At 61.6% G+C, this 23,600-nt stretch carries 17 protein-coding genes; 8 read left to right on the forward strand and 9 right to left on the reverse strand.

Annotated elements, in window-relative coordinates; all coding sequences use genetic code 11:
* Nucleotides 1-9: 9 nt before the first annotated feature.
* From ACE4RL_RS00510 to ACE4RL_RS00545, 8 genes are all read right to left on the reverse strand, one after another.
* Nucleotides 10-771, reverse strand: coding sequence for an SDR family NAD(P)-dependent oxidoreductase (locus ACE4RL_RS00510; protein ID WP_375598599.1), 762 nt, complete (start codon nt 769-771; stop codon nt 10-12).
* A complete protein-coding gene (locus ACE4RL_RS00515; protein WP_375598600.1) occupies nt 771-2,012 on the reverse strand; it encodes a thiolase family protein in 1,242 nt (413 codons plus the stop codon). The genes ACE4RL_RS00510 and ACE4RL_RS00515 overlap by 1 nt, the downstream gene beginning before the upstream one ends.
* Nucleotides 2,013-2,015: 3 nt before the next feature.
* Complete coding sequence (locus tag ACE4RL_RS00520; protein WP_375598601.1) at nt 2,016-3,875, reverse strand: feruloyl-CoA synthase; 1,860 nt, start codon at nt 3,873-3,875, stop codon at nt 2,016-2,018.
* A 92-nt stretch (nt 3,876-3,967) separates the two neighbouring features.
* Nucleotides 3,968-6,004 (reverse strand): acyl-CoA dehydrogenase family protein, encoded by a 2,037-nt coding sequence (locus ACE4RL_RS00525; RefSeq protein ID WP_375598602.1) that lies wholly within the window; start codon nt 6,002-6,004, stop codon nt 3,968-3,970.
* 187 nt (nt 6,005-6,191) lie between these two features.
* Entirely contained in the window at nt 6,192-7,526 is a 1,335-nt protein-coding gene (locus ACE4RL_RS00530) for an HlyD family type I secretion periplasmic adaptor subunit (protein ID WP_375598603.1), read from the reverse strand.
* Between the two features lie 3 nt (nt 7,527-7,529).
* Nucleotides 7,530-9,875 (reverse strand): type I secretion system permease/ATPase, encoded by a 2,346-nt coding sequence (locus tag ACE4RL_RS00535; RefSeq protein ID WP_375600202.1) that lies wholly within the window; start codon nt 9,873-9,875, stop codon nt 7,530-7,532.
* 105 nt (nt 9,876-9,980) lie between these two features.
* The gene (locus tag ACE4RL_RS00540) at nt 9,981-11,987 is read right to left on the reverse strand and encodes a hypothetical protein (protein ID WP_375598604.1); all 2,007 of its coding nucleotides are present in this window, start codon (nt 11,985-11,987) and stop codon (nt 9,981-9,983) included.
* Nucleotides 11,988-12,096: 109 nt separating this feature from the next.
* Nucleotides 12,097-13,440, reverse strand: coding sequence for a hypothetical protein (locus tag ACE4RL_RS00545; RefSeq protein WP_375598605.1), 1,344 nt, complete (start codon nt 13,438-13,440; stop codon nt 12,097-12,099).
* Between the two features lie 487 nt (nt 13,441-13,927).
* Here ACE4RL_RS00545 and ACE4RL_RS00550 point away from each other — a divergent pair, with 487 nt between their 5' ends.
* From ACE4RL_RS00550 to ACE4RL_RS00560, 3 genes are all read left to right on the forward strand, one after another.
* Complete coding sequence (locus ACE4RL_RS00550; protein ID WP_375598606.1) at nt 13,928-14,839, forward strand: response regulator transcription factor; 912 nt, start codon at nt 13,928-13,930, stop codon at nt 14,837-14,839.
* 4 nt (nt 14,840-14,843) lie between these two features.
* The gene (locus tag ACE4RL_RS00555) at nt 14,844-15,326 is read left to right on the forward strand and encodes a hypothetical protein (RefSeq protein WP_375598607.1); all 483 of its coding nucleotides are present in this window, start codon (nt 14,844-14,846) and stop codon (nt 15,324-15,326) included.
* Between the two features lie 221 nt (nt 15,327-15,547).
* A complete protein-coding gene (locus ACE4RL_RS00560; RefSeq protein ID WP_375598608.1) occupies nt 15,548-16,225 on the forward strand; it encodes a BTAD domain-containing putative transcriptional regulator in 678 nt (225 codons plus the stop codon).
* Between the two features lie 15 nt (nt 16,226-16,240).
* On the opposite strand, the gene ACE4RL_RS00565 is transcribed toward ACE4RL_RS00560, so the two are convergent.
* Nucleotides 16,241-17,371, reverse strand: coding sequence for an endo-1,4-beta-xylanase (locus ACE4RL_RS00565; protein WP_375598609.1), 1,131 nt, complete (start codon nt 17,369-17,371; stop codon nt 16,241-16,243).
* A gap of 256 nt (nt 17,372-17,627) precedes the next feature.
* Here ACE4RL_RS00565 and ACE4RL_RS00570 point away from each other — a divergent pair, with 256 nt between their 5' ends.
* The 5 genes from ACE4RL_RS00570 to ACE4RL_RS00590 are packed head-to-tail and all read left to right on the forward strand — an operon-like array spanning nt 17,628 to nt 23,460.
* Nucleotides 17,628-18,227 carry a hypothetical protein gene (locus ACE4RL_RS00570; RefSeq protein WP_375598610.1) on the forward strand — a complete coding sequence of 200 codons (600 nt, stop codon included), beginning with the start codon at nt 17,628-17,630 and terminating at the stop codon, nt 18,225-18,227.
* Nucleotides 18,224-19,303, forward strand: a complete 1,080-nt coding sequence (locus ACE4RL_RS00575; protein WP_375598611.1) for a UDP-glucuronic acid decarboxylase family protein — start codon at nt 18,224-18,226, stop codon at nt 19,301-19,303. Before ACE4RL_RS00570 ends, ACE4RL_RS00575 begins: the two co-directional genes overlap by 4 nt.
* Before the next feature lie 27 nt (nt 19,304-19,330).
* Nucleotides 19,331-20,764, forward strand: a complete 1,434-nt coding sequence (locus tag ACE4RL_RS00580) for a UDP-glucose dehydrogenase family protein (protein WP_375598612.1) — start codon at nt 19,331-19,333, stop codon at nt 20,762-20,764.
* A gap of 24 nt (nt 20,765-20,788) precedes the next feature.
* The gene (locus ACE4RL_RS00585) at nt 20,789-22,297 is read left to right on the forward strand and encodes a glycosyltransferase family 2 protein (RefSeq protein WP_375598613.1); all 1,509 of its coding nucleotides are present in this window, start codon (nt 20,789-20,791) and stop codon (nt 22,295-22,297) included.
* Nucleotides 22,298-22,320: 23 nt separating this feature from the next.
* Nucleotides 22,321-23,460, forward strand: a complete 1,140-nt coding sequence (locus ACE4RL_RS00590) for an NAD-dependent epimerase/dehydratase family protein (RefSeq protein WP_375598614.1) — start codon at nt 22,321-22,323, stop codon at nt 23,458-23,460.
* The last annotated feature ends 140 nt before the right edge of the window (nt 23,461-23,600 follow it).

Here is a 23,600-nt window from a genome sequence, read left to right on the forward strand (position 1 = left end):
AGCCGGCTCCTATTTGGGCTGCATGCGCAGGGCGCCGTCGAGCCGCACCACTTCGCCATTGAGATAGTCATTGCCCACCATGGCCAGGACCAGGTCAGCAAATTCGGAAGGCTTGCCGAGCCGCGGCGGATTGGGAATGGCGGCGGCCAGACCATCCTGGGTGTCCTGCGGCAGACCCTCGAGCAGCGGCGTCAGGAACAGGCCGGGCGCAATGGCGAGAACGCGAATGCCGAAGCGGGCAAATTCGCGCGCCGCAGGGAGCGTCAGAGAAACAATACCGCCCTTGGACGCCGCATAGGCGGCCTGGCCGATCTGGCCTTCGAAGGCAGCGACCGAGGCGGTGGAAATGATCACGCCGCGCTGGCCATTTGCGTCGGCCTCAGCCAGCGACATGGCATGGGCGCAAAGCCGCATCATGTTGAAGCTGCCCACCAGGTTCACATTGATGACCCGCGTGAAGGCATCGAGCGCCATGGGGCCGTCCCGCCCCACGATCCGCCCGGCTGTGCCGATGCCGGCGCAGTTGACCAGCACCGAAGGGGCGCCGAGCGCTTCCATAGCCGCAGTGACCGCCACTTCGGCACTGGCAGCATCGGAAACATCGACCGCGAAGAAGCGGCCGCCCAGTTCGTCGGCAATGGCTTCTCCCCCGGCGGCGTCGCGGTCGAAAATACCCACCTTCGCGCCCGCGGCGGCCAGCGTGCGCGCCGTGGCGGCACCCAGACCTGAAGCGCCGCCCGTGACGAAAGCAACCTTACCGGAAACTTCCATTACGCCGCCTCCGGATTCTCGATGAGCAGCGCAATGCCCTGCCCGCCGCCGATGCAGGCCGAGGCGATACCATAGCGGGTGCCGGAGCGCTTGAGTTCATTGGCCAGGGTCAGGCCGAGGCGAATGCCGGTGACGCCCAGCGGATGGCCAATGGCAATCGCTCCGCCATTGACGTTGAGCTTGTCTTCATCAAGGCCCAACTCATCGACACAAGCCAGGATCTGGGCGCCGAAGGCTTCGTTGATTTCCACCCGGTCGATCTGGTCGAGTGTCATGCCCGCCACTTCGAGAACGGCGCGGATGGCCGGGGCGGGGCCGATGCCCATGATCTGGGGTGGCACGCCCACTGCAGCGCTGGCGAGAATGCGGGCGAGAGGGGTATGCCCATTGGCTTTTGCATACGCACCCGAGGCCACCAGCACGGCCCCTGCCCCATCGACGATGGCAGAAGAATTGCCGCCGGTCTGCACGCCGCCGAATGCGGGACGCAGCTTGGACAACACCTCGTAGGGTGAGGGGCGGATGTGGCTATCGGTATCGACGCTCTCCACTCCACGCGGCAGCTTGATGCCGCGCTTGTCGAGGGTCTCGATTTCAAAGCTCTCGGTGATCACCGGCACAATTTCCTCGGCCAGAATGCCGGCATCCCGCGCCGCAATGGCGCGGTTGAAGCTGCGCTCGGCAAAGCGGTCCACCCGCTCGCGCGGGATGTTGTACTGCTTGGCCAGATTTTCAGCCGTGTCGCCCATATTGACGCAACCGGCGGGATCGTAGAGCGCCTCCCAAAGGAAGTCCTTGAACTCCACCTTGCCCATGGCAAAGCCATTGCGGTGGGTATAGGCGGCGATCGGGTTGCGGCTCATGCTTTCGCAGCCCGCCGCCAGCGCCAGGTCAACGCGCCCCAGAGACACCGAGTCAGCAGCCTGGGCGATGACCTCGATACCAGTGCCGCAGATGCGCTGCACCAGATGGGCCGGCGCCTCGATTGGCGCGCCGGCGTAAAGCCCGATGTGACGGGGGGTGACATAGGCGTCGAACGAGGCCTGGGCCATCGAACCGGCAATGGTGTGGCCGATATCGGCAGCCGTTACGCCGGTCTTCTCGATGGCAGCACGGGCCGCCTTGATGCCAAGGTCAATCGGGGAAATATCCGCCAGTGCCCCGCGATAATCCACGAAGGGTGTCCGCGCACCCCCGAGCAGGTAGGCGTCATCGAAAGTGAGGCGAAGGCCTTTGCTCATGGTTCAGGCGCCTTTCCGGGAAAGAACGAAAATATCGGGACCGGGGGTGTCGGCATATAGGCTTTCAACCAGCGCGGCGCGATGGGTGCGCACCGCCCGCTGATTGATCGACCCCTTGTCGGTCACCTCGCCCTTGTCGATGTCGGGCGCATCTGCCATCAGCAAGGCACGCGCGACATGGTTGGAACTGCCGGTGGAGCGTTGAGCCAAGGCAGCCAGGCTGTCAGCAAATTTCTCGCGCACGGCGGGTTGGGCAAGAATGCGCTCCGCGTCCGTTTCAGCGGGCAAGCCGGCGTAACGGGCGCAGGCAGCCAGGTCGGGGAAAATCATGGCGCCGATGAAATTGCGGTCGAGCCCGGTGACGACCACATCGCGGATGAGCGGCGCGCAGGCGGAGATAACCCCCCCTCTCACGGCCGCGAAATTGACCCAGGTGCCGGTTGAAAGCTTGAAGTCCTCGGAGACCCGGCCATCAAAGACGAAGCCCTTGGTCAGGTCATCAGGATCGGCAAAGCGCGCGGCATCGCCGATCTTGTAGAAGCCCTCTTCGTCGAAGGCTTCGCGCGTCTTGTCCTCGTCCCGCCAATAGCCTGGCGTGACATTGGGACCCTTGAGGCGCAATTCGGTCTTGTCGCCGTTGGGCACGAGCTTGATGGTCATGCCAGCAGCGGGCAGGCCAATATGGCCGGCTTGCTCGACGGGCCAGGTGGTGGTGAAGGCGAAGGGCGCCGTCTCGGTCGACCCATAGCCAGTGATGATCATCACCCGCTCGCCGGTCTCTGCGCGCGCCGCCTTGTCGAGCCCATCAAAGACATGCTGGCTGAGGCCCGCGCCAGCATATTGCAGCAGCTTCAACCGCGCGAACAGATTGCGGCGCGCTTCGGGATGCTCGTCCAATGCGGCGACCAGGAATTCATAGGCCTTGGGCACATTGGTGAACAGGGTCGGCTGGACCGATTTGAGGTTCTCCAATGTGCGACCGAAGCGCGCCGGGGTGGGCTGGCCATCATCGATATAGAAGCTGCCGCCATTATAGATGGCGATACCGGTATTGTGGCTGCCGCCGGCCACATGGTTCCAGGGCATCCAGTCAAGCAAGACGGGCGGCTCATCCTGAACAAAAGCCAGCGCCTGGCGGATCATCTGCTGGTTGCAGGCCATCATCTGATTGGTGGTGATGACGCCCTTTGGCAGGCCGGTCGAGCCAGAGGTGAACAGCACCTTGGCAATTGTCTCGGGCGTAATGGCGTCGTGCGCCTGCTGCACGGCCGGGGTGACCGCGGTTTGCAGCAGATCGGCAAAGATGCTGACGGCGCGACCGGCGATGGGATTGGAGCGCACGATCAGCGGCACATCGGCACCGAAGACCGCATCAATCGCAGGAGCGAATTTCGCACCATCGCTCGCGTAGATCATGCCGGGGGTAAGAAGGCCGGCAATGTGACGCAGCTTACCAAAGTCGGTAGAGATCAGCGAATAGGCCGGCGAGATTGGGGCATATGGAATGCCAACCCAGATAGCGGCCATGCCGAGCAGGAAATGCTCGATCTCATTGCCGGAGAGGATCATCAACGGACGTTCCTCCGACAGCCCTGCATCGAGCAGCGCCTGCGCGAGCGGCGGAACGCGCGCCATGACGTCAGCATAGCTCAGCCTGCGCCAGCCATCGCCCTCGCGGTCGGCAATGAGCAGGGCGTCTGGCGTTTTGCCCGCCCAGGCTTCCAGCGCGTCGACAATGGAGCGCGGATGAGGACCAAGCGGATCAACCGAACCGATGATCGTCGTGCCGTCGGCGCGGCGATGAGCCTTCGCAGCCATGTTTCCGAGCCGGACCGCACGGTACGGGGTCAGTTGAGCATTCATGAACATACGCCTCCTGTATTTAGTTATGTCGCATAACTAAACGAGATGCAAGTGTTGAACACCGTGCGGGGCCTCCGGTGGTGCCGGACTGCCTAGGGTGCGGCACTGTCCTCAAGATCAAAGGGATGTGCAAATGGCTCGGGCTCCAATCCGTGCAACAGGGACGCCGAGCCGTTCACCAGATCAGCGCCAACGGCTGCGACGCGCCGGCGCAGACGACGCAAATTGCCTGTGCGGAGCCCCACCCGTCCCGCTCGAACCTTTTCGGTCAGAAGCGTACATTGGAGATCAGCGGCCCGCCACTGGCTCGGATCCTCCGCGGCAGCATGGTGGCAGAGCGCGAGGATGGAGACCAGCCATTCGATCTGCTGGCCGAAGCGCTGCATGACCATTTGCGCGGAAGCCAGTTCCAACTGGAAAGTCAGGCTCAGGCGCAGATAGGTCCAGCGCAGGCGCGCCAGTTCGCGAGTGGCAAAGCGGGCGTGCGCGCGCAGCGCCTTGTCGGGCAGATCCTGGCCGGCATTCCGCCGAACCGGCGAGATCGGACGCATGAGGTCCACTAACAGGTTGCGTCCGATCCAGGCACCGAGCCGATAGAGGGCCGGATTGCGGATCATCCGTCCAAGCGCCGTCAACGTTCTGCGCGGGTGATGCCAGAGCGCCCTGGGGCCAACGACCAGAATGCGTTGATCAGCGGGCATGATCTTGCCGGCGTCATCGGTGTTGACCGCCCGCAATTCGCCGAGCAGCGGCGCCAGGTAGCGCTCGACAAACGGCATGGTCACGTCGCGCACCATGCCCATGCGGATCATCTCATCCTCACCTTCGACCACGCCGAACAAATGGAGATTGACCCGCGCTGCATTGACCCGGCTGCCGGCAGCGAAACTGCGCCCGCCCAGGACGTGCTCGCAGGCCACCATGGTTTCCAGTCCTGTCTGGGCCGCAGCCGATTTGGTCAGGTCGCGCAGACCGGCAAGATCGGCGCCCGACGCGTCCTGGCTGAGCGCGAGAAAAGCCAGCGCGCGCGCCTGCAGGGAACCACCCAGCATGCGCCCGAGCGCCAGTTGCGGCAGTTCGTGCCGGATGACCAGACCGCCCACGCCTTGCCGCTGCCGCGCATAGTTGGCCGCGTCGCAGGCCAGCATGCGCTGGTAGCCCGCTGACATGGCCGCCAGCATACAGCGCCCAAGGCGCAGGCTGTAGAACAGGATCTCGACCCCGTCGCCCTCGATGAGATTGCCCGCGGGGATGGGATAATTGGAGAAATGGAGGCGGCTATTGTGGTTGGCCGTGAAGGCTGCGACGCCGGAAGGCTCGCAGCGGAAGGACCAGCCAGCGGTTTCGGCTTCGATATCGGTATCGGGCAATTGCGTCAGGAACAGACCGAGCTGCATGCCGCCCTGCCCCAGACGCGCAACGATAGCGACCAGCGCGCCATGGCGCGCATTGGTGATCCAGAGCTTGTTGCGGGCTCCTTCGGCAAAGAGACGAAAATCTCCCGCGGCGTCGCGCTCGACATAGGCCTCGATCTTTTTGGCATTGACGCCGATGCCGACCTCGGTCAGCGCAAAGCCCATCGGCACGCCCTCGGCCACCAGGGGCAGAAAGGTGCTGCGCTGCGCCTCGGAGCCATAGCCGATCAGTGAGCCTGCGCCGATGGTCAGATGCCCGGAAATTTCCACTGCCATAGGGCCCAGGCCGTTGGCAACCAGAGCCTCTTCGACCGCTGCCAGTTGCAGATAGCTCTCGCCCCGCCCACCGAATTCTGATGCCACGGTCAGACCATAGGCCCCTTCCGCTGCCAGCGTGGCACGCAGGCCTTCGGACAATTTGCCGTCTGCCGCAAAGGCATCACCCGCCGCCAGTTTTTCCAACGCTTTGTCGACAACGGGATGGCTCGCCTTGGTCAGGGCGGCCGCCATGACCCCGCCGGCCCGAAGCTCGTCCGCGCCGGGCGGCGGACCATAGATAAGCCGCTGGACCAGGCTGGGCCGGGTCGGCGCCAGCTTGGCGTCGGCGCCGGCACTTGCAGTGTCCAGGGCTCCGATGTCATGCGCCGTTTCCCGGTCTCCTGCGGCCTCCAGCGCCTTTGCGGTTGTGGACGACCGGGATTGATCTGATGCCATGACGCGATGCCCTCCCGGCATTCTACCCCGGACCGGCCAAACTAGCGCCCGGACATTTAGTTATTCTACATAACCAAATGACTGGCAAGCAAGGGGCTCGCTAGGGCCAGGAAGCGGCCCGCGAACGGATGGGCATGCGCAGGAGGATGGCGCTTCGCGCCAGACTGATAAGGGACCGTGCGGTCGGCTATTGCTCGTGAAAGGCCCGGGCCATGCTGTCGGTGACCGGCTTGACCAGATAGTCGAGGAAGGTGCGCTCGCGGGTTCGCACCAGCACTTCGGCCGGCATGCCCGGAGTTGGCGAAAAGCCGGGAATGCGTCCGATCTGGTCAGATGAAATGGTTATCCGCGCCAGGTAGACGTCCCGCTGGGTGCCCTCGACCCCGGCGACCGTGTCGGCCGAAATATACTGCACCTCACCCTCGAGCACGGGCGTGGTGCGCTGGTTAAGGGCCGTCAGGCGGATATTGGCCGCCTGGCCTTCCTTGACCTCGTCGATCTGCATGCGCGGGATCAGCACCTCGACGATGAGTGGCACATCGGCAGGCAGGATTTCGAAGATGGGCAGGCCGCTTTCCACCACGCCCCCGGTCGTGTGGTAATACATGCGCACGATAGTGCCAGCGACGGGCGAAGAGATCGTGGTCCGGTTGAGAATGTTCTGGGCCTGGCGGGTCTGTTCGCGCAGCGCTTCGAGTTCGGCTTCCACCGTCTGCATTTCATCGAGCGCGGCCTGGCGCACAGCGTCACGCGCCTGGACCATCTCACCGGTGTATTTTTCGATCTGGGTTTGGGTTTCCTGAACTTCAGACTCGAGCCGGGAGATATCGCCCTCCGCATCGAGAATGGCGCGCTCCGCAACGCGCACGCGGGACTGGGCGACCACGCCCTTGGCAAACAGCTCACGCATGGCCGCGTGATCCTCGCGCAACAGGGCCAACTGGCTTTGCATGGATGCGATCTGAGCCTGGCGGCCCGAAATGCGGAAGCGCAATGCGGCCAGGTTCTGCTCGATCAGTCCCAGTTCGTTATTGAGCTTTTCGCGGCCTGCCAGGAAGTTGGTGCGCTGCCCCTCAACAACGGCGGCAATGTCCGGATTGGCCATATGCTGCCTGACCGAGTCAGGGGGCACATATTCATCCAGTCCCAGGGCTTCCGCATTCAGGCGCGCGCGAATGGCTTCAAGCCGGATGGCGCGCAATTGCAATTGCATTGTGGTGGCATTGGCCGAAGTCTCGTCGAGCAGCAGAAGACTCTGGCCGGCGATGACCTTGTCGCCCTCGCGCACCAGTAGGTCCTTGATGATGCCGCCTTCGAGGTGTTGGACAATCTTGTTTTCGCCTGTGGCAACGAAGCTGCCCTGGGCAACGACCGCCGCCGAGAGCGGCGCCGTCGCCGACCAGGTGCCAAAGCCGCCAAAGGCCAGCGCCACCAGCAGCGCGCCGATCCAGACCGGCGTGCGGATAGAGCGCGGCACGCCGCTGTACCATTCCAGGTTCTGCAGTTCACCGACGGCCGACATGGTCTAGTTTCCTCCGGTTGGCTTGGGCGCGTTGATGCTGGATGGATTGCTGCCCGGCTTGCCGGTCAGCGCCGTCATGACTTCGGAGCGCGTGCCGAACATGGATACCGAGCCGTTGTTGAGCACCAGGATCTTGTCGACCACATTGAGCAGGGCCGGACGCTGCGTGATGGTAACCACGGTGATCTTTTGCTTGCGGGCGTGCTCGAGCGCCTTGGCCAGCGCCGCCTCGCCCTGCGAGTCGAGATTGGAATTGGGCTCGTCGAGCACAACCAGCTTGGGATTGCCGAAAAAGGCCCGGGCCAGCGCAATGCGCTGCTTCTGACCGCCCGAAAGCGGCGCGCCATCTGCCGCGACAAAGGTCTCATAGCCCTGAGACAGGCCGGCGATCAATTCATGCACATCGGCCAGAACCGCGGCGTCGAAGATATCCTGGTCACTGGCATCCTCACGCATACGCGCGATATTGGCCTTGATGGTGCCCGGAAAGAGCTGCACGTCCTGCGGCAGATAGCCGATATTCTCGCCGAACTGGCGCTGGTCCCAGTTGCGCAGATCCATCAGGTCGAGCCGGACAGAGCCGGACGTCGGCAGGATCGAGCCGACCAGCATCTTGCCCAGCGTGGTTTTTCCCGAGCCGGAATTGCCGATCACGGCCAGGGACTCGCCGGGCATCAGCGAGAAGGTGATGCCGTTGAGCAGCACCTTCTTGTTGGGCGGCGGCACAAAGAGAATCCGTTCCACATCCAGCCGCCCCTTGGGTTCGGGCAGCAGCAGGCGCTGGAAATTGAAGGGTGAAGAGTTGAGCAATCCCTTGATCCGGCCAAAGGAGGCCCGGAACTGGGAGAACCCGTTCCAGCCCTCGATCGTGCCCTCTATCGGGGTCAGGGCGCGGGCCGCGATGATCGAGCCGGCGATCACCATGCCGCCGGTAATCTCTCCCTGGATGGCAAGAAAAGCGCCCCAGCCGAGCATGGCGACCTGGGTGAGCAGGCGCACACCCTTGGAGACGGACGACATGACGATGTTGCGATCCTGGGCCTTGACCTGGGCCTGCAGCGATCCGGCGGTATCCCGGCCCCAGATGCGCACCACTTCGGGGATCATCGCCATGGCGTTGATGATCTGGGAATTGCGCGACATGGAATCGAGGTGCAGCGCTGCCCGGCTCAGCAGGTTGTTGGCATCGGTAAAGGGCCGCGCCGTCATGCGCTGGTTGATCATGGCAATGATGATCAGGCAAATCGAAGCGCCGACCACCACCAGACCAAGCTGGGGATGGATCAGGAAGACGGCCAGCACGAAAAGCGGGGCCATCGGCGCGTCAAGGAAGGACAGCAGGGTCCCCGAGACGATGAAGCTGCGCAATTGCTGCAGATCGCCCAGGACCTGATAGTCGCGCCCATTGCTGTGCAGCGAGGCCCGGGCGGCCGCGCTCAGAATGGGAGAACCCAGTTGCACCGCGATTTCCACTGCCGTGCGCATGAGAATGAAGCGGCGGACGGCGTCGAGAATGGCCTGGAGAATGACGGCGCCCACCACGGCCGCGGTCAGCATGACCAGTGTGTCCGTCGACCGGCTGGTCAGCACACGGTCCGAGATCTGGAACAGATAGATCGGGATCGCCAGCACCAGGATATTGATGAACACCGTGAAGAACATCACGATGCCCAGATTGGTGCGCACCGCCGCCATGCCCTTGGCCAGGCTTTCGGTGAAATTGGGCTGGGCGGCGCGTTTGTGAAAACCCGCGCCGCCGCCACCCCCGCCCCCTCCGTTGCCGGAGCCTTTGACGCCCTTTCCGCCACCATCGCCAGAGGAGGTCTTCCTGGACGTATTGAGCGGTCCGCGTTCGCCCTCCACGATGGGCGGAACGCGGGTTTTGGGCTTGTCGGGCTCCGGCGTTCGAAATTCACGTTGCGGCCACTCGGCGCGAGCCTCTTGCTGCTGCGCGGGCTCCGGGTCCGGAGCTGTTCTGCCTTCCGGCTCGGCAGCCGTCTGGCGCTCGGCCTTTGGGGCGGGCTCGGCTTCCGCTGCCGCGGTGCCGGGCGGCGGGGGTCCCTCGGGACGCTGCTGCTGGGCTGCCTCGGCTGACCCGGCCGATGCTGGCGTGCTCACCAATGTGTCCGGCCGATCCGCATTTGCGGGAGCTGCTTGGGAAGCTTCTTCAGGCCGGGGACGCAACACGGCACGGGGCGTCGGGGGCGTGTTGCCACCCGCACGGGAGGGTGCTTCGACAGCCCGCTGCGCGCTATTGTCTTCTCCAGCCTGTGAAGAGGGGGCATAGCCGCGGGCCAGTTCATCGAGTTCTGCGGCTGCCAGATGGATATCGTCCATGATCTGATCCATCTGATCGGACCGGGCCCGGGTGGCGTGGCGCAAGCGACGGCCCAGCGCCTGTTGGTCGGTACGGCTCAGGTGCTCAAAGGTCATGTGCTCTATCCGGAAACTGAATTACGCGAGGACGGATTGCATGAGGTCGACCGGGGCCGCGTCATGGGTCGTGCCCCCAAGGGCGTAGTCGGGGGTATCGGCGAGCGTGTCGGTGTGATCGAGGAAGGCAACCACCTCGCTCACCAGAGCGTCGTCGTCGCTTCCGTCACCTTGCGCCTGAAGAATATTGGCCTGGATCAGGATGGAGTCGGAGTAGTGGTTGCCGCCCACTTCGATGGTATCGCCGTAGGCGTCGTAGTCCTTGATGGTGGCGATGTTGACCAGGGCATTGGAGCCGGTGTCGATGTTCCATTCCGTGGCCGGCTGGTCATCGAGGAAGGCCTTTTTCTGCAGGGCGACGAAATCGGCATCGCCCAGAATATTGGTCTGCTCGATATAGCGCAGATCGTAGATGCTGCCCGAGACATAGAGCACGCGGGGGATGGCGATCCCTTCGAATTCCTCGGCGGCATAGAAGCTGTAAGGCATGGATTTGTTGCCGCTAGCAAGCCCGTCCATTGCTGCCTTGTTGTGGTCCGAGATGCCTTGCTTGACCTCGGTGGCTCCGACATTGTGGATCGAGGCCTGGTTCCAGAGCAGGTTATTACTGGTGTTTAGAGTGCCGGCTTCTCGATAGGCCATACCCTCATGGTCCGCGCCCAGCAGGGTGATGGTGTCGTTGTCGTAGAGAATATTGGTCTGCACAATGATGTTGGCATCGTAGACATTGCCGCCAACGAGTATGAGGTCGTAGAACAGGCCTATATTGGCAAAGCTCACGCTGTTCATGCCGATATTCTCGCCGCTGGTCACCACGGCATTGGTGCCTGCGGCGGTGAGCACGCCGATATCCTGATCGGACATGAAGGTGAGTTGCTTCATCCACTCAAGGAAGATGATGTCGCCTGTCACGCAGGTAACCTGCCAGTTCTGCGGCATCACCCCCGGATTTGCCTCTGCACGGGCCCCAGCGGTGTCGAGGGTCTCCTGCACGAAGCTGGCGACATTGACAGCATTTGTGCCACCGCCGGGCGATCGCGCCAGCGGTACGTCATCGTTGACATAATCAGTGTCGCAATAGCTGTTGATCTGGATGATAGCGTCGAGCTGGTGGAAATTTCCGCCCACGACGAAGTGCGTGCTAGCCAGGCCGCCATTCAGCACGGAAGCCTCGTTGACGAGGAAATTGCCGCCGCTGTTGTAGTTGATGGTGCCCTCGATATCGTCGCCTAAAATCTGGAGGTGCGCCTCATACTCGCCGGAGACCTTGATGGTGCCGGGCGGCGTGGCATCCTCCTCTTGATCCTGAAGATGCTTGGGGAGGGAGTCGGACAGTTCGGGAGCCTCTTCGACCCTGGCGCCATTGACAAAGGTGCCGGTCAGCGAGTCGACTTCTTGAAACTCGATATCGGGATTGTCCTGATGCGCCTTGGCGATGGCGTTGACGTTCTGCATGACCAGCGGCACGTCGTCGTAGCTCGAAATGCCAGGCCCCGAGCCGATCGGGCCGAGCACCGCGTTGCTGGCCGATTGCAGGCTCATAAGGCCGGTATCGGCGCCGGAATGGAAGGTCAGCGGCGCGTCGAGAGTACCCATTATGAACACGTCATCGTCGGACAGGCTGACGGTTTGGGAGAAGAGAGCAATCACCGATCCGGGCGCAGTGCCGATCAGCGGGATCACCGGATCATCAGGCGAGGCGGTCCGATGGGCGGGGGGCGCTCCGAGCTCGGACGCGGTAAAATCAGGGGTATTGGCAAGTCCGATAGGACTGGGGCCAAATGTGGCCTCGCCGCGGATCAGGAATTCGGGGGGAGCGTAGAAGACGCCGGGGGCATAATTCCCCAGGGCATAAGACTGCACCATATCGACGGAAATCTGTTGCATTTCCGGCGTCTGGGGCGCGGCTTCTGCCTCATGCTCGGCCAGGGCCATTTCCAGCCGGACCTTCATGTCCTCGGCAGCGATCTGGAAGTAGCCGAGAAAGTGGGCAACAATTTCTGAAAATGGATCACTTGGAAAAAACACTGGAGACCTCCTACTCGCCAATTCGTTTCCCGGCGGACTGGCGGAAGTAAGATGATCTGCGCGGTGGGGGCGCTACCGCGCAGATCTTGCAAGCGTTGGGGGCGCTCGCTTATGCGTCGTCGTTGCCGGCGTCGTTGTACATGTGGTTGTTGCCACCCACCACGGTCGCATCGACCGCGTTCTGCTGCAGATTGGCACCGAGCACGACTTCCATGTTGAAGGCGCTGCCGTACACATATGCGCTGGCGTCCGCACCGGCGCTGGTCGAGGCATCGTCACCGCCGCTTGAACTCTGGGCGTTGCCAGAAGCGTCAGCGTGAGCTCCGAATGCCTGGGCGTTGAACGAGCCGTTGGCATTGTTCTGAACGTTGCTCAAGGTGTCGTTGTCGACGATGTCGGCCACCTGGCTGATTGCAAAGCCAGTGTCACCTCCGCCACCCGAGAAGGCGCCATTGAAGACGTTCTCGAAGTTGACGTCATCGCCCGGATCGAATTCGAGCGAGCCGCTGTTGATGAACAGATTGTCCATCGTCGCGGTGCCGATATCGAGATCGGCGAAGTCATCATCGGAGTTGTGCGACCCATCATCGTCGGAGCTGTTGAAGGCGTCCGTGATAGCGACATCGATGTCGGCATCAAGATGAGTGGAGGCGTCGTTGTTGGAGTTGTTCATCGAATTATTCGAATTGTCGTTATTCGAATCATTCATCGACTTGTTATTCCCAACGTCAGTGTTATTCCCGACGTCAGTGTTGTTTCCGACATCCTGATTGCTGGTCGAGCTGTCGTTGTGAGAATTATTGGTCGACTTGTCGTTGGCAACATCGTCAACCTTAACATCCAGGTTCAGGTCGTTGTCCTGGGAGTTGTCGTTGTTGGAGTCGTTCATCGAGTTGTTGTTCTGCGAGTCAGCCATCGCAAAGTGTGTCGACTGATCCCGGTTGTCGTTGTTCGAATCCGTCGTGGAATTGTCGTTGTTGGAGTCATTGGTCGACTTGTTGTTGGCCACGTCATCCACATCGATATCGAGAGAGTTGTCGTTGTTCGAATCGTTGGTTGACTTGTTGTTGGCCACATCCTGGTTGGATGTTGAGTTGTCGTTGTTGGAGTCATTGGTCGACTTGTTGTTGGCCACATCATCCACATCGACGTCGAGATCTGTCGAGTTGTCGTTATTCGAGTCGTTCATCGACTTGTTGTTCGCAGTGTCAGATACGCTGACGTCGTTGTCCTGCGAATTGTCGTTGTTGGAGTTATTGGTCGACTTGTCGTTGCCGTTGTCCTGCAACGTCGCGTTCAGGTCGTTATCCTGAGAATTGTCGTTGTTGGAGTTATTGGTCGACTTGTCGTTGCCGTTGTCCTGAATGGTGGCGTTCAGATCATTGTCCTGAGAATTGTCATTCTGCTGGGAGTTGTCTGTAAACGCACCATTGTTTTGGAAATTGTCAGCCATTGGAACTCTCCTCTGTGATGGCTATATGGCTGAGCGACCATCACCTCCTGTCATCTCAAATGGAGGCATGTCGGCTGCTCATTACTGAAGGGCAAACGCAGGAAACACAGATGGCTGGCGCTGTACGCAGTATCTTTTCAGCACCCTTGCATGTCAGATTCCCAATTACCCAGCGCGACGCACAAAATCGCGGGCCGCAAACCTGAGTATTGACCGCTGAGGGTCAAAGTATAGTGGCCACTTCAGGCTAGGCTGAAGGACCCAAATACATCTTATCGATCTAGAACATGTGTCGGCTGCACTAGCGAGCTAGATCGTTTTCAATGCCCTGGACGGGGGAGGAAGTGCGCCAATTCTCAATCGAATGGACGATTTTTGGCGCTTAAGAGCCGGATCGCCTCAATCTTTTGCATTAAGCTTGCGAGGGAAGGAATCACGCCAGAGTCACGCCCCGGATGTTAACGTTTTGTCAACCTTGAGAGCGATGGTGCCAGAAACGCTGGGGCGCAAGTCCACAGTTATCGCGAGGGGAGGGAGTGGTAAAGTGAGTGAAAACCCGTATGACGGTCAACGCAAATCGCGTCAGGCCGAAGACTTTCCTACAAATCCAGACGAGTTCCGGATCGTTTTTGTTGCCCCGCAGCAAGCGATATTCCAGTGCCTCTGCAGCGCGCTGCAGGATCAATTTCGCGATGCTAAGGTGTATTTTGTAGACCGCATCGACGACAGCTCCGAGCCCGACCAAGGCGTCAGGCTGGTCTTGCTGGGTGCAGGGGCGCGGTTGATCGGCGTGGACGTGATCGAGCGGTGTCAGCGCCGGTTTCCCAATGCGGCTATTGCGGTGGCTGTCGACAACGGCCTGCCGGTGGTGGACGCCCAACTGATCGAGCAGCGGCTCATCCAAGGCATCCTGCCCACCACACTGCCGCTTGACGTCTGGTTTGCGCTGATGCGCCTGGTCATGGCCGGTGGTGAATATCTGCCGCAAAGCAATGGTGCGGCCACCAGCCATTTCGCGCCGCCACACCGTATTTCCAACCCGCCGATGCCGATGGCCACAGCGGGTAGCGCCCAACTCCCACGAGGCCGGGCAGTCGCCGACAGCATCGATCGCCAGCTGGAGGGAACAATGGCCGAGGCGGAGAACGGGCTCAACACATTGACGGCCCGCGAGCGGGAAATTCTCACCCTGGTCTCAGAAGGCTATCAGAACAAGCTGATCGCAGACCGTATGGCGCTGTCGGAGCATACCGTGAAGGCGCATGTGCATAATCTGATCGCCAAGCTGCGGGTGACGAACCGGACGCAGGCGGCTGCCTATCTGCACGAGCACAGGCTCGACAGGGGCTCAATCGCCCCAGGCAATGGTGACCGCCGCCGGGCCACCGCGCTGGGGTGATGCCATGCCCAGCCTGGACAGGGTACTCCAGCAGGTCGGGCAGCTGAACTATGTGTGGACCAACACGGAAAGCCTGTTCATCTACCTGATCGCCCATCTAGCCGGTACGTCCAAGGATGCTGCGGTCATCATCTTTCTGACGCTGAACACCACCAGGGCGCGGCTTGACCTGCTCGACAGGCTGGCAAAACTGCCGGCTACCCCACCGGAGACCCGACACGCAGTGCTGGATCTGACCGAGCGCCTCAAAAGGGAGACCAAGGTGCGGAACAAGTATAATCATTGCATCTACTCATTCGACTCCAATGGTGAACTGAGCGGGACGCAATTGATGCGCATCGTCGAGTTTGACGACGCTCTCAAATACGGGAAGGCCGAAGCGCTGGACGACACGGAGTTTGAACGGGTGCAGGCGGCGATCCAAGCGATCACCGCGGTCAACCGGGACATGTGGGCATTTTTCGCCGCCAGCGGCATCAAGCCCTAGCCTCAGCTTGGGCCGTTCGCGGCCTGGAACAAAAATTCCGTGACCTAAGAAGGCGGGAGAAGTAGGTTCTACGAAATAGCGTCAAATTGGGATAGAATGAATAATTCTAGTTCATAAAAATAATGCGTGAGTGAGGGATGGAGGGCGCGATGGGTACTCAAGCGCCACGCCTTATAACAATCAGACTGCTTGGCCCGTGTTGCCTGCTTGCCGGCAATAGTTTGGTCCAGGGTGTCCCTGCGAGTTTTTTCCGGATCGCGGCCTATCTGATCCTGTCCACGCCTGAGCAGGTGCAGGCGCGCAGCCAGCTTGCCGCACTGTTCTGGCCCAATGCCGACGATGGTAAGGCGGCCGCCAATCTCCGCCAGTCGCTCGCCCGGATCCGGCATGTGCAGGACGAGCATGACTTCGTGCTGATTGAAGCCAGCAATTCGACTCTGCACCTTGCCCCCAGCGCTGGCGTTTATTGCGATTTGATCGAAATGGCCCGGCATATTGAGGGCGAGACCAGGCTCACCCCGCTGCAGCTTGCCAGGATTTATGGCGGGGAGTTGCTGGCCAACCAGGATCCGAGCAGCGAGGAATTCGAGGATTGGCTGTCTTCGCGGCGCAATGAATTGCTGTTGCATGCCGTGGATGGCATTGCCGAAGGGATCCGTCCGGGCACAGATCACAGCCAGGCCGAGCGCAGCATTTGCGCCCGCCGCTTGCTCGAACTTGATCCGTACCGGGAAGATGCGGTCTGCGTGTTGATGGAAGAGGCGGCCGAGCGGCGGCACTATGCCCGGGTCAGCGAGCTCTACGCCTCCATGCACAGCCTCCTCGCCAATGAGCTGGGGGTTGAACCCAGCCCCGAGACGCGGGCGCTATATGTCAACTTGATGGATACGGTGCGCTGAGCCGGGACACCGGCCTTACGCGAAGGCGGTCAGAATGGCGCCATGCATCGGCTTGGCCTGCCAGTCCCGATCATAGGGCAGTCCGCGATTGGTGGCGCTGCGCTGGGTACGCAACCAGGAGTGGCTGTCGCTCAGGCCCCAGGTGCTGACACCAAGCACATTGTTGAACTGCAGCACGATATCGAGATAACGGCGGGTTTCATCGGCCACCAGAGTGTCCCGGCGCTCAAGCGAAAGGCCGGTATTGGCCTCGGCGACGTCCAACTCGGTGATGGCCACTTTGAGCCCCATGCCGCGGATATCGCGCATCATGCCGTAAATGCCGTCGGCATAGACATTCCCCTTGCGCAGATCCAGATGGGCTTGCAACCCGACCGTATCAACCGGCGCACCACGCGACTTGAGCCGCTCGAGCAGCCGCAGCAGGGAAAGGCGCCGCTGGCCTTCATAGCCGCTGTTGTATTCGAGCCCGTATTCATTGATCACCATGCGGGCGCGCGGTGCCCGGGCCTTGGCCGCCTCCAGGGCACGCTCGATATAGGCCTCGCCGAAGGCCTGGTAGAACTGGTTGCGGCGCAGGCCATTTGCCCCGTGATTGGGTTCGATCGGCTCATTGATCACGTCCCATTCGCGCACCTGATTGCCATAGCGGCCAATGACCTTGGAAAAGTGATCATCGATCAGAGCCCAATCGCGGTTCGAGGCCAGCGCGGAGGCCGCCCAGCGCGGCAGGCTCTTGTGCCAGAGCAGGGTATGCCCGCGCATGCTCAGGCCATTGCGAGAGGCGAAGCTGGCGAGCTGATCCATTTCGCCAAAATTGTAATTGCGGCTGGCTGCGATGGAATCCCATTTCATCGCCCATTCCGGGGTGATGACCGAACAGTCTCGGACAACACTGGCGCGCAGCCGGCTGTCGCCCAGGGTGCCGCTCTGGATCGCGGCGCCGAAATATAGCCCGCGTGAAGAGGCCGCAGAACGCAGGGCGCGCACCGGAGGTGGCGCGGCAGGGCGCGGCTGGCGTGCTTCGGTCTGATCCAGCGTGGTGGTGGTCGATCCGGTCTGGGTTCGGTCGACGCGCGCGCAGCCAACCAGCTGCCCAATGCTGAGCGCGGCCGCCGCGCCTATGATCAGATTTCGACGCTTCACCTGTGCCTCCCCGAATCGACAAGCGACTTGCCCTAAAGACCAAAAAATGAAGCAAGGACCCGACAGGGGCAATTAGTCATAACTGTCTAAATCATTGTATTAATGGCCACTCCTTAAATCAAGGTCTAGACTATCAAGGGACAGAGTAAATTGGTGCGGGAACATTTCTGCATAGAGCTTTGTGGTACGGCAAATTTGTTTGTGGTGAGTCAATATGTGCAAGATATCACAAGTAGTGATCGCGAAGTCATTGGGAATGGCAACAGCCTTGACCCTCATGGCAGCGCTTCCCGCGGTGGCCGATTCGCTGGTCGTCGTTTCCATTGCCGGCGAGGCCTATGATGGTCCGCCCAGCTTTGATCTCTTAATCAATGACAAGGTGATCGGCAGTGGCACCCTGAGCAAGGCCATAAGAACAGAGGCGGATGGCCGTCTGTTCACCAAGCCGCGGCCCAGCACGTTCCTGGAACAGTTTTCCTTCACCGTCCCAGACGATGTGCTTACGCCTGATGCCGAGATCAGCCTGATACTGACCAATGACAAGTTCATCCGCTTGGATGGCGCCGGCGAGGACGGGGTGCTCGATCGCAACCTGTTCATCGATTTTGTCCGGGTCAATGATATCGAGGTCACCTCTGCCGACATGGTGCTGATCCATAATGGCGATGTGGTGCACTATAGTTACCAGGCCGGGTTGCTGCCGATCTACGAGACCGGATATCGCGCCGTGGTACGGCCACCTGCAGGTGGCTGGCTGACTAAGGACGCCGTGGCCAAAGTCGGCCTGCTCGACATTCCCATGCCTCTGCCCCGCCCCAAGGATCTGACGCTCGGCGTCGGCCTGGTGCAGCAATGAGCCCGCGCCATAGCGTGACCGGACCGGTACGGACAATCCGCACCGGCGAACGGAGCGGCGCACCCAAATCGATCTGCGTGACTGGCGGAGCCGGCTTTTTGGGGTCCCATCTCTGTGCCCGTCTGATTGACGAAGGCCACCGTGTCACCTGCATCGACAATTTCCACACCGGCCGGCCGGACAATGTCGCGCACCTGGCGCGCAGCAACCGCTTCGAACTGGTCGAACACGATGTCATCGACGCCTTGCCCGACCGTCTGCCGGCCTTTGACGAAATCTACAATCTCGCCTGCCCCGCTTCGCCCGTGCATTATCAGAGCGACCCGGTGCGGACGGCGCTGATCTGCGCCGAAGGGGCAGCCAATGTGCTCTATCGCGCCGAGCGGGACGGAGCCCGGATCATGCATGCCTCCACCTCGGAGGTCTATGGCGACCCGGAAATCCATCCGCAACGCGAAGACTATTGCGGCAATGTCAACACTGTCGGGCCACGCTCCTGCTATGACGAGGGCAAGCGATTTGCCGAGACCCTCATTACCGACTTCGCACGCCGGAGCGGGGTGGTGGTCAAGATCGTGCGGATCTTCAACACTTACGGCCCGCGCATGCAGCCCGACGATGGCCGCGTGGTCTCCAATTTCATCCTGCAGGCCCTCAGGGGCGAGGACATCACGATTTATGGCGAAGGCCAGCAGACCCGCTCCTTCTGCTATGTCGACGACCTGATCGAGGGGTTCGCGCGGTTGATGGCGTCCGGCCCGGAGGTCGATGGCCCGGTCAATATCGGCAATCCGGCGGAGATCACCGTGGGCGAATTGGCCAGGATCGTGATCGAGATGACGGGGTCGCCGTCGCGGATCGTACATCGCCCCTTGCCGGTCGATGACCCGCGCCGCCGCCGCCCTGACATCACCCGTGCCAGTACACTTCTGGGCTGGGGGCCCCGCGTGCCGCTGACCGAGGGGCTGGAAAAGACCATCCGCTATTTTGCCAGCCTTGGCCCGACGCTGGCTCCAGCCTTGCATGGACCGGTCTTCAGACCAGGCGCCCGGAGCGAGTCCGTCGTGCAGATTTAGTTTGCGTAACAGAGTGAGTTTAGAGCCATGCGCCTCATCATTATCGGTTCGGGTTATGTTGGTTTGGTATCGGGCGCATGTCTGGCGGAGCTGGGGCACCAGGTGCTGTGCGTGGACACCGACGCCAGCAAGGTAGAACAGCTTCAGGCCGGCCGGATTCCCATCTATGAGCCGCAACTTTCCGAGATGATCACCCGAAATGTGGAGCAGGGCCGCCTCGGCTTCACCAGCCAACTGCCGGCGCTGGGTAAGGAAGTCCACGCGGTAATGATCGCGGTGGGCACGCCGCCCCTGGCCAATGGCAGCGCTGATCTGAGTGCCATTTTCGCTGTGGCCCGGCAAATCGCTACCCGTGCGGTCCACCCGCAGATGGTCATCATCAAATCCACTGTTCCCGTTGGTACCGGCGACAGCGTGCAGGCGCTGGTGCGCAAGGCGCGGCCGGAGATGCACTTCTCGGTCATCTCCAATCCCGAATTCCTGCGCGAGGGTTCGGCGATTGACGACTTCATGGACCCCGACCGGATTGTAGTCGGCGCCGGCGACGAGACGGCCTGCAATACGCTCAGGGCCCTCTACGCGCCGCTTGAACAATCCGGCACACCGATTGTGTGCATGGGCCGGCGGGAGGCCGAGCTGGTCAAATGCGCGGCCAATGCCTTTCTGGCTACCAAGATCGCCTTCATCAACGAGATGGCTGATCTGTGCGAAGCGGTGGGCGCCGATGTCGAGCAGGTCGCCCATGGCATCGGGCTGGACGCGCGCATTGGCGCGGCGTTCCTGCAGGCAGGGCCCGGCTATGGCGGGTCGTGTTTTCCCAAGGACACCACGGCGCTGCAGGCCATTGCGCAGGAACATGGCGTCAATCTGCGGCTGGTGGAAACCGTTATCTCCTCCAATGAGGCGCGCAAGCGGGCCATGAGCCGGCGCGTTGCCAAGGCGATGCATGGAGAACTCTATGGTCGCGTCGTTGCCATATTGGGGCTGACCTTCAAGCCCAATACCGACGATTTGCGCGACTCCCCGTCATTGGCGCTGATCGATGCGCTGCAGCGGGCCGGTTCCAGGGTGCAAGTGTTTGATCCGCAAGGCATGGGCGGGGCGCGGATGCGCCTGGAGGGAGTGCGGTTCGCCGATGATCCCTATGTGTGTGCGGAAGGTGCGGATTGCATTGTGTTGGCCACGCACTGGCCCGAGTTCTTGACGCTCGACCCCAAACGGCTGGGGGAGCTGGTGCGCCATAAGGTCCTGGTAGACTTGCGTAATTTCCTTGATCCCCAGAGCTTCCTCGAGGCCGGATTTGCCGTGCATGCCATTGGCCGGCCACCGCTGCACCCCAGGCGGCACGGCGTTGTGCCGATCCACCAGCACCGCCCAGGCAAGGGGGCCAGGAGGGTCTACATGAACGGATCCAGGCCGCAGCAGCCGCGTCCGGCGCTGCGGGATGGTCTGAGCGGGTAATCGGGCAGTGCGAGAGGGCGGGTCATGGAAACCAGCGAGACGATCTCCCTAGTGCTGATCTTCGCGTTCTGCGCCGTGCAGATCGCCTATGCCCTGTCGCAATGCGTGGATCTCTATTTCTTCACGCGACCGGTCAACTGGGTGGACCCCAATGCCGCCCGCGCCAAGCCGCCGGAAGAATATCCCTATATCGTCCTGTTCTATCCCGTGCTGCGCGAACTCGAATCCACCATGCGCACCACCTTCATGAGCCTCTCGCAGCTTGAATATCCCAAGGACAAGTTCAGCGTGGTGGCCATTCCCAATGCCGACGACGCCTTCACCGTGCGGTCCCTGCGGCGGCTGCAGAAGGAATTCCCTTTTCTCCAGATCATCGAGGTGCCACCCACCTCGCACAAAACCTGGCGGGTGGTGTGGAAGGCGTGGGACCGCTGCACCAAGGCCTATTGGTGGCACGAGGGCAAGTTCGCGCAGAACCGCAACCTGCCCCCGAAAAAGACGCGGCAACTGATCTATGCCTTCTACCAGATTGCCGAGCGCGTCATGGGCTCGCAGGATTTCCTGGTCAATTACATCGATGCGGACAGCTGCCCGCCCAGCGACCATTTCCTGGCCGCGGCCGCCGGCATGGGACACTATGATGTGCTGCAGGCGCAGAACATTGCCGGCAATCTCAATGCCAGCTGGGCGGCAAGCTGGCACGCCTTTGACCATATGGCCTGGGACGGGGCGAAATATCCCCATCTCTCGGCCAATGGAAAACACCCCTATTGGGTGCTGGGCAAGGGCCTGTTCTTCCGCGCCTCGGATCTGATCGCCTTGGGTGGTTTCCATCCCTGGCTGACCATCGAGGACCCGGAAGTGGGCATGCGCTTCTGGACCAATGGCAAGAAGCTGGGCGTCATCGAGAACCCGCTGATCGAAGAAGTGCCACTGACCTTTGCGCATGGCATTACCCAGCGCAAACGCTGGGTGGCGGGCTTCTTCCAGAGCCTGACCTATCCGCTCAAGGCCATGGGCATGCCCTGGCCGGCGCGGTTCAAGGCCTGGCTCAATTTCCTGCCCTGCCTGTCCCTCTCGCTCAATTCGGTGGGCATTCCGCTTGGCATCTGGGCCACCGCAATGGCCTGGACAGGGAACAACATGCTGCCGGACTGGGCCATTGTGCTCTCGCTGGCCAATCTGGCAGCCTTCGGGCTGTCGATGACGGCGCTCTATGTGCGGACCTGGCGCCGCACCGCACTGGTGTTGCCCCGGCGCAAGGACCGCATCCGCTTTCTGTTGCGGGTCAATCCGGTCTTCATCATGGCCTGGTGGCTGGTCTGGCTCATTCCGCTCTGGATCGGCTTTCGCATGTTCCTGCTCAATGAGGGGCTGGTGTGGGAGCGCACCGAAAAGACCGATGCCAATCACGATCTGGTCCGCGTGACCCGCAGCAAGAAGCCCAATCTGGCAGCAACCGCCAAGCCGGCCGGGTCCGGCGTAGTGACCGCCCTGAAAAGCAGGGTGGAAAAAACCTCATCAGGCGCATGACGAGTTTGTAAGGAGTAACACATATGGCCAAAGGACATGTTCTGGTAACGGGCGGCGCCGGCTTTATCGGGTCGCATCTGGTGGAGCTGTTGCTGGCGCGCGGCTTTGACGTCACGGTTCTCGATTGCCTGCTGGAGCAGGTGCATGGCGACGCCGAGCGCGACGCCGATGGCTGGCCGGTTTACCTCAACCCCGCCGCGCGGCGCATCAGGGGCAATATCCTGGACGACGGCGTGTTCGAGAGCGCCCTCACCGGTATCACGCATCTGGCCCATCTCGCCGCCTCGGTGGGTGTGGGGCAGAGCATGACCAATATTGTCGACTACACGCGCAACAACACCATGGCCGCCGCGATCATGCTCGAGGTGCTCTCGCGCACCGAGCATTCGGTCAAGCGCATGGCGGTGGCCTCCTCCATGTCGATCTATGGCGAAGGGCAATATGTTGATGCCAAGACGGGCCGCCCCGTCATGCCGGAGATGCGCGATCATAGCCAGCTTGAGGCGCATCGCTGGGAACTGAGCCGGGATGGCGCGGAGCTCCGGCCAGTGCCCACCAGCGAAGACAAGTTGCTGCAGCCGGCCTCGATTTATGCGGTCAATAAGCGCGACCATGAGGAAATGTTCCTCGCGGTGGGCCGGGCGCTCAAGATTCCGACCATCGCCCTCAGGCTCTTCAACGCCTATGGCTCGCGTCAGGCGCTGAGCAACCCCTATACCGGGGTGGCCGCGATCTTCATTTCGCGCCTGCTTAACGACCAGCCCCCGATTGTCTTCGAGGATGGCGAGCAAAGGCGCGATTTTGTGCATGTGCTCGACGTCGCCAATGCCTTTGCCAGTGTGCTGGAAAGCGATCTGACCGTGTGGGAAACCTGCAATGTCGGCAGTGGGCAGGCCAGGACCGTCAACGAGATTGCCATGACCCTGGCGCGGCTGCTGCGCAAGAATATTGCGCCCACCATTCTCAACCAGTACCGCGTCGGCGACATCCGGCATTGCTTTGCCGATACCAGCAAGCTTGAACGCCTGTTCGGCATCAAGCCGCAGCAGGACTTCGAGGCGGGCATGGCGCAACTGATCGAATGGGTAGAGACGGTCAGTCGTCCGCGGGACCGCTCACAGCAGTCGCTGGCCGAACTGACGCGCAGCCGTTTGGTGGTCTAGCCCCCCCCTCGCCTGCCCGCCAAAGCTGCCTGGCCCGGAGGACATTCATGTTCTCCGGGCAGGCCGCTCCAGGTGTGCGCTGCCCCAAAATTCCGGCCATCGCGACCGCTTGATCATTTAGGTCATTTGTCCTAATAAAA

This window comes from Devosia polycyclovorans, from assembly GCF_042181575.1.
GTDB classification, from domain to species: domain Bacteria; phylum Pseudomonadota; class Alphaproteobacteria; order Rhizobiales; family Devosiaceae; genus Devosia; species Devosia polycyclovorans.

Bases quoted from the DNA above. Each gene is read 5' to 3' on its own strand.
- ACE4RL_RS00510 (WP_375598599.1), bottom strand. From the start codon at position 771: ATGGAAGTTTCCGGTAAGGTTGCTTTCGTCACGGGCGGCGCTTCAGGT.
- ACE4RL_RS00515 (WP_375598600.1), bottom strand. From the start codon at position 2,012: ATGAGCAAAGGCCTTCGCCTCACTTTCGATGACGCCTACCTGCTCGGG.
- ACE4RL_RS00520 (WP_375598601.1), bottom strand. From the start codon at position 3,875: ATGAATGCTCAACTGACCCCGTACCGTGCGGTCCGGCTCGGAAACATG.
- ACE4RL_RS00525 (WP_375598602.1), bottom strand. From the start codon at position 6,004: ATGGCATCAGATCAATCCCGGTCGTCCACAACCGCAAAGGCGCTGGAG.
- ACE4RL_RS00530 (WP_375598603.1), bottom strand. From the start codon at position 7,526: ATGTCGGCCGTCGGTGAACTGCAGAACCTGGAATGGTACAGCGGCGTG.
- ACE4RL_RS00535 (WP_375600202.1), bottom strand. From the start codon at position 9,875: ATGGATCAGATCATGGACGATATCCATCTGGCAGCCGCAGAACTCGAT.
- ACE4RL_RS00545 (WP_375598605.1), bottom strand. From the start codon at position 13,440: ATGGCTGACAATTTCCAAAACAATGGTGCGTTTACAGACAACTCCCAG.
- ACE4RL_RS00555 (WP_375598607.1), top strand. From the start codon at position 14,844: ATGCCCAGCCTGGACAGGGTACTCCAGCAGGTCGGGCAGCTGAACTAT.
- ACE4RL_RS00570 (WP_375598610.1), top strand. From the start codon at position 17,628: ATGGCAACAGCCTTGACCCTCATGGCAGCGCTTCCCGCGGTGGCCGAT.
- ACE4RL_RS00575 (WP_375598611.1), top strand. From the start codon at position 18,224: ATGAGCCCGCGCCATAGCGTGACCGGACCGGTACGGACAATCCGCACC.
- ACE4RL_RS00580 (WP_375598612.1), top strand. From the start codon at position 19,331: ATGCGCCTCATCATTATCGGTTCGGGTTATGTTGGTTTGGTATCGGGC.
- ACE4RL_RS00585 (WP_375598613.1), top strand. From the start codon at position 20,789: ATGGAAACCAGCGAGACGATCTCCCTAGTGCTGATCTTCGCGTTCTGC.
- ACE4RL_RS00590 (WP_375598614.1), top strand. From the start codon at position 22,321: ATGGCCAAAGGACATGTTCTGGTAACGGGCGGCGCCGGCTTTATCGGG.